We start from the raw sequence: 5,383 nt of genomic DNA, 5'->3' as shown, positions 1-5,383 counted from the left end.
AGAGATACAGGAAGAGTTCTTCTTAATAAGCATTTTGGAAGCTGTGTAGTTTACATGTCAGGAGAAGAAGTCATTTTTGATCCTTCTTTTTCATCGATTTCCAATTTTTGGGCAGATGGATCATCAGGAAGTAACACAGCAATAGTAACAGCAGATGTATGAAGCCTCCCTTGAGTTTCAGTTACTGGAACACGCTGAACTCTATGCGTTCCAGCCTCATGTCGCAACGTTCGATAAACAGATTTGCCAGAAGCCTCAAAAATATATTCTTTAAATCCTCCCAGGGAAGAAGGCGTAGCCGCAAGAACCTCTAATTTCCACTTCTTTTCCGAAGCATAAAGCTGGTACATTCTAGCGCAATCCGACACAAACAGCGCGGCTTCATCACCACCAGTTCCAGCTCTAATTTCAACAATAGTATTCAAATCGTCTAAAGGATCTGGCGGAACGAGCAAAAATTCAAGAAGCCTAACAAACTCTTCACGTTTTTTTAAGAGTCCCTGAAGTTCCTCCTCCAAAAAATTATTCATCTCCTCATCAGAAGAAGACGAATCAAGAAGCTGTTTGACAGATTTCGTCTCTAAATCAAGTTTATCACATTCCTGAAAGGAATTCGTGATCTCAACAAGACGAGAATGCTCTTTAGAAAGTTCTACAAAAGCCCTCTGATCTTGGAAAACAGAATCCTCCGATAACTGATCCCTAACTCGATCCAAACGTTCAAAGAACTTATCCCTAAAAGAAGGATCAAAAATGACTTCTTCTCCTGACATGTAAACTACACAGCTTCCAAAATGCTTATTAAGAAGAACTCTTCCTGTATCTCTTGTTGAACTTCGAAATCCTTCCTTCTGTATCTACATATTTTTGCCCAGTAAAAAGAGGATGAGAAGAAGAAGAAATCGATACTTCACACAAAGGATACTCAACTCCATCGATCATGCACGTCTTGTCATTTTTTCCTTTCCAAGTCGTCCCACACAAATACTGAACACCAGTACAAGTATCTACAAAGGCAACCATTCGATACTCTGGATGCAATCGCTCTTTTCTTTCTCTCTTCTTGCTCATGATAAAAAACTAATCCTAGAAAAAAACTTTATGAGAGTTTACTAGTTGCAGACCAAAAGTTCAAGGAGATGAACCTCCTTTCCGCTTGCGTTGAAAGAAAAAAAACGTCTGAACAAGCTGTAGAGATTCATCTTGAAGAACTCCACCACGCATACTAAGGGTTGCAGACCAGCGACATGACTCAGACCATTTCATCGATAACTTGCTGCCCCCCATCCTTGGATCAAACGCAGCCCAAACAAGACGAGAAACACGTGCTAAAAGAATTGCTCCCATACACATAGGACAAGGCTCAAGCGTCACGTAAAGACATGAATCCTTTAATCTCCAATTGTTAACGTATTGACTTGCACGTCTTAAAACGAGAATTTCTGCGTGAGCTGTAGGATCAATCAGTTGTTCTACACGATTGTGATCTGAGGATAGAATTTCTCCATCCCTTACAAGCACTGCCCCCACAGGAACTTCATCTTGATCAAACGCAATTTTAGCTTGTTTCAGAGCCATTTCCATAAAAAAGGTATCGTGATTCAAGCTCAAGATTGACCTCAAAGTAATGACAACTTTACACTCCTGGCCACGTACTGTTCGGGTGGTGGAATGGTAGACACGGAGGACTTAAAATCCTTTGGACGTTGGTCCGTGTGAGTTCGAGTCTCACCCCGAGCATAGACTCCAAATGTCCCTCATCTTTCGCAAAACGTCTTCTCTGGTGTAAGAAATGCCAGATAAAGGTTGCGGTCGATGTGTTTCTGCGTCGGTCGAAGATAGGTTGAGAGAGAGGATTTGCATCTCAGCATTCTCTATACTCACGTTTTGCGCATTCTCTGGAGTCAGCATCACGCTTATGCTACTGCTTTTCTTTTTCGAGAAATAACTGTGACACTCATTCAAAAACTCACGATCGAAAGAAATACATACAGTAGAATTCAAAGGGATTGAAACATTTGCCACAAACTTCTCAAGAGCTTCCGATATCGGTAATGAACCTGCAAATAATAAGCCTTGAGTCCAGATGGCCCGCGGATCTCTTGGTGAAAGCAAATGTGAAATCCGCAAAAAAGAAGGCAAAAACGATACAAAATCGCATCCAAGACTTCTAAGGTGCTCTGGCAAAACATTAGCAAATGCAATTGACCTTCTAGTAACACCCAAAACACTAAATTCCCTAGACCTCAAATAACCCAAAGTTTCCATCAAAGGCTCACTAGGCGACGAAAAAGACGTATGACGCAATCCAAAATCCCAGATGTCAGACCTAATCCGATCAGCTTGTTCTTCAGGAACCTTATACTCTACAAGAAGGTTCTTCAATTCCTTAAACCAAGCAACACTTCCCAAACTACTGTTGGGAATAATCGCAAGGTCATCAACATCAAGGAATACAAAAGTCCTAATAGGATTCAACTTAGCAAAAACCTGAGGTAAATCATCGAAATTTCTAACCTGAAGAACCGGCCCTCCAATAAGAAACGATGGAAGCAAACAAAGAGAAAAAAGAATTCGATTCAAATGAACCCCCAACTTCAATCGCTCTCTTTTCTTCTTTCTCTATCAAAACGTACGCGTCTGCCCGCTCCAGAACGACCTCCACGACCGCGCACAGGCTCCTGAGATGAAGTGGAAGAATGTCCAGACTTTCTCTGATTTGTACCAAAAGATTCTGAAACTAGCGTAGAAGGAGGAGGTATAAGAGAAGCCAAAATTTTCGAAGCTCGATCTACCACATCTTCATTATTTTGAGAAGAGGTCTCCTTAACTTCAGCCTCTTTCTGTTCTTCTGGAAAAGATGGTGGAGAGCATCGACTTTTGCCTCTAGAAGATGATGAACGAACACGTTTTGGTTTATTTACCGGCTGAACATCTGATGCATGAAATTCTTGAGAAGCGGAACTGCCCCAATTTCTAGAAGGCGAAGATCCATGCTGTCCAGAAGACGCCTTATTGGTTGCAGAAGAAGCGACACTGTCTGCGGAGGAAGACGACTCACGATGGTTTTGACGTGATACTCTCTCAGAGGGTTTTTTAAGATGTGGACGACTAGAATGACACTCTACAACCTCATATTCTACGACAGGAACGAGAAAATGACTAGGACGACTAGCAGACCGATAAAAAACTGCTCCGCCAAACATGACTACTTCAACAGCCTCTACTAAATAAGTGTCCAGATCGTCTGCCCCCCGAGCATTCCGCACGAGCAATTTGGCACCTTCTCTCGCAGTAATAACAGTTTCAACAATAGGCTCTCTCGTAAAATGCACAGTCACTACCTCAAGATCTGCAATAAGAGTGAAAACCCGCCCAAAATTCAAGGGCGATATCTCCAAATGAAAAATAATTAAACTAACAACCTAAACACTGGTCGCAAATGAAGTGAACAAGATCAACTACCCTTGCACTGTATCCACTTTCGTTATCATACCAAGCCACCAACTTAATCAATCGACCCTCTATACCAGCAGAAGCCTTGCTATCAACGATAGAGGAATGAGAGTCCCCTTGTAGGTCTTTTGAAACAAGGTGCTCATCCGTTACCGAAATAATTCCCTTATAGTCACCAGATGCAGCCGCTTTCAATGTCTGAATCACTTCAGAAAGTGTTACAGAAGACCTAAATGTAAGAACAAGATCTAGAAGCGAAACATCAGGCAAAGGCACACGATACGATGTACCAACCAAACGTCCCTTCAATTGAGGCAACACCTCTTCAACTGCATTTGAAGCACCTGTAGACGTAGGAATAATATTTTGCAAACTACTACGACACAGTCTCATCTTCTTAGAAGATGGAGCGTCCAAGATTGTTTGAGAAGAGGTTGTCGCATGAATCGTAGATAAGGAGCAAGTCTCAATCCCAAATGCCCGATCGAGAACATCAAGCAAAGGAACGGCACAATTGGTTGTGCAAGAAGCCGCAGAAAAAACTTTGTCACAAGATGAAATAGCTTTCACATGGTTCGTTCCCCAAACAAGAGAGTCGACTCCCTTCGCAGGAGCAGAGACTAAAACAAAACGCGCTCCACCTTTCAAATGTAAAGACGCACCTTCTTTAGAGCAAAAACGACCAGTCGATTCTATAACAACATCCACCCCGCACTGACCCCACCCAATCTTACTTGGGTCTGACTCACTGAAGATCAGCACGCGATGTCCATCAACTATTAAAGAATCGCGTTCATTGGAAACCGAACACGGAAGAACTCCATGCGTCGAATCATACTTCAATAAATAGGCAAGGCTATCAGGAGAGGCAAGATCATTTATTGCCACAATACTAGACAAACTCCCCTGTTCAACAAAACGCCGAAAAACAGTTCGACCTATCCTTCCAAACCCATTAATCGCAAACTTGCAAATCATCTTCCAGGAGAACCCCGCCGTTTAAAATAAGCAAAGCCTACCCAGGGAGATACTCCAAAACACAAAGGTCAGAGCAATCCCCGACTCGCCTCCCCATTTTAAGGACACGAGTGTAGCCTCCGTTCCTGGAAACGAATCTCGCTCCCAAATCCGAAAAGAGCACGTTTAAAACATGCCTGTCGTTGTTGTAAACAGAAAGGTCACCACCACGAGCCATTCTAGACTCTTTCGGTGAAAGTCTGTTGTATCGCAACATCAAACGAGCAGCAACCTTACGTCTAGCAGCAATGGAACCAGATTTTGCTAACGTAATCAATCGATCTGCAAGAGGGCGTAAAGCTTTTGCCTTCGTCAAAGTCGTTTCAATTCGCCCAGAAACAACTAGAGACTTGAGCATATTTGCAAACAAACAACGCCTATGGCTGCTATTACGACCAAGCTTGTATCTTTTCTTGCAATGTCTCATGACTCCACCTGCCTCCTTCTTCGCTCTTTCTCTTTTGCCTTCTCTTCCAAATAAACCTGCACTACATCACGACAATTTTCTGAAGTAATACCATAAGGAGACAAGTCCATCCCTAAAGAAAGTCCTAGCTCATGAAGTTTGACCTTTATCTCACTCAATGACTTTCGTCCGAAATTTCTATACTCAAGAAGCTCACTCTCTTGCTTGATCACTAATTCAACAACGTAATCAATTCGAGCACTCTTCAAGCAGTTTGAAGCACGAACAGAAAACTCAATGTCTTCAATGCACGTCGTCAAACAAGCCATCAACTCATCTACATCAGGACGGCCAAAAGACAAATGCTCTTCATCAAAAAGCAAATCAGGGCCCTCAAGTTGTGAGACAAAAAAATCAAAATGCCGCCCAGCCACTTGTGCAGGTTTATTTGGAAGAGAAGGCAAAAGAGAAAGAGCGAAGAAGGAGGCAGGTGGAGTCATGAGA

8 protein-coding genes and 1 tRNA gene are annotated in these 5,383 nt (G+C 42.6%); 1 reads left to right on the top strand and 8 read right to left on the bottom strand.

What is annotated here, in order from left to right:
* Window positions 1-50 precede the first annotated feature (50 nt).
* The 3 genes from GCCT14_RS03395 to GCCT14_RS03385 are packed head-to-tail and all read right to left on the bottom strand — an operon-like array spanning window position 51 to window position 1,611.
* Entirely contained in the window at window positions 51-773 is a 723-nt protein-coding gene (locus GCCT14_RS03395) for a PCRF domain-containing protein (protein ID WP_108624247.1), read from the bottom strand.
* Window positions 774-801: 28 nt separating this feature from the next.
* A complete protein-coding gene (locus GCCT14_RS03390; protein ID WP_108624246.1) occupies window positions 802-1,071 on the bottom strand; it encodes a type B 50S ribosomal protein L31 in 270 nt (89 codons plus the stop codon).
* Window positions 1,072-1,131: 60 nt separating this feature from the next.
* Window positions 1,132-1,611 (bottom strand): nucleoside deaminase, encoded by a 480-nt coding sequence (locus GCCT14_RS03385; RefSeq protein ID WP_204592944.1) that lies wholly within the window; start codon window positions 1,609-1,611, stop codon window positions 1,132-1,134.
* Between the two features lie 46 nt (window positions 1,612-1,657).
* Here GCCT14_RS03385 and GCCT14_RS03380 point away from each other — a divergent pair.
* Window positions 1,658-1,740: transfer RNA gene (locus tag GCCT14_RS03380), tRNA-Leu, on the top strand.
* Here GCCT14_RS03380 and GCCT14_RS03375 read toward each other — a convergent pair.
* From GCCT14_RS03375 to GCCT14_RS03355, 5 genes are all read right to left on the bottom strand, one after another.
* Complete coding sequence (locus tag GCCT14_RS03375; RefSeq protein WP_157952561.1) at window positions 1,729-2,583, bottom strand: DUF2608 domain-containing protein; 855 nt, start codon at window positions 2,581-2,583, stop codon at window positions 1,729-1,731. The two genes, GCCT14_RS03380 and GCCT14_RS03375, sit on opposite strands and share 12 nt — an antisense overlap.
* Window positions 2,584-2,597: 14 nt before the next feature.
* On the bottom strand, window positions 2,598-3,386 hold the full coding sequence (locus tag GCCT14_RS03370) for a hypothetical protein (protein ID WP_157952560.1): 789 nt from the start codon (window positions 3,384-3,386) through the stop codon (window positions 2,598-2,600).
* 31 nt (window positions 3,387-3,417) lie between these two features.
* Window positions 3,418-4,434 (bottom strand): type I glyceraldehyde-3-phosphate dehydrogenase, encoded by a 1,017-nt coding sequence (locus tag GCCT14_RS03365; RefSeq protein ID WP_108624243.1) that lies wholly within the window; start codon window positions 4,432-4,434, stop codon window positions 3,418-3,420.
* A 37-nt stretch (window positions 4,435-4,471) separates the two neighbouring features.
* On the bottom strand, window positions 4,472-4,900 hold the full coding sequence (rplQ, locus tag GCCT14_RS03360) for a 50S ribosomal protein L17 (protein WP_108624242.1): 429 nt from the start codon (window positions 4,898-4,900) through the stop codon (window positions 4,472-4,474).
* The coding region (locus GCCT14_RS03355; RefSeq protein ID WP_275655983.1) for a DNA-directed RNA polymerase subunit alpha C-terminal domain-containing protein at window positions 4,897-5,383 on the bottom strand (487 nt) is incomplete at its 5' end. The genes GCCT14_RS03355 and rplQ, both read right to left, overlap by 4 nt.

The sequence above is a fragment of the Candidatus Similichlamydia epinepheli genome (assembly GCF_003056015.1).
The sequence above is the reverse complement of the archived record's forward strand: the minus strand, read 5'-3'. Positions and strand labels throughout refer to the sequence as shown.

Bases quoted from the DNA above. Each gene is read 5' to 3' on its own strand.
- GCCT14_RS03395 (WP_108624247.1), bottom strand. From the start codon at position 773: ATGTCAGGAGAAGAAGTCATTTTTGATCCTTCTTTTAGGGATAAGTTC.
- GCCT14_RS03390 (WP_108624246.1), bottom strand. From the start codon at position 1,071: ATGAGCAAGAAGAGAGAAAGAAAAGAGCGATTGCATCCAGAGTATCGA.
- GCCT14_RS03365 (WP_108624243.1), bottom strand. From the start codon at position 4,434: ATGATTTGCAAGTTTGCGATTAATGGGTTTGGAAGGATAGGTCGAACT.
- rplQ (WP_108624242.1), bottom strand. From the start codon at position 4,900: ATGAGACATTGCAAGAAAAGATACAAGCTTGGTCGTAATAGCAGCCAT.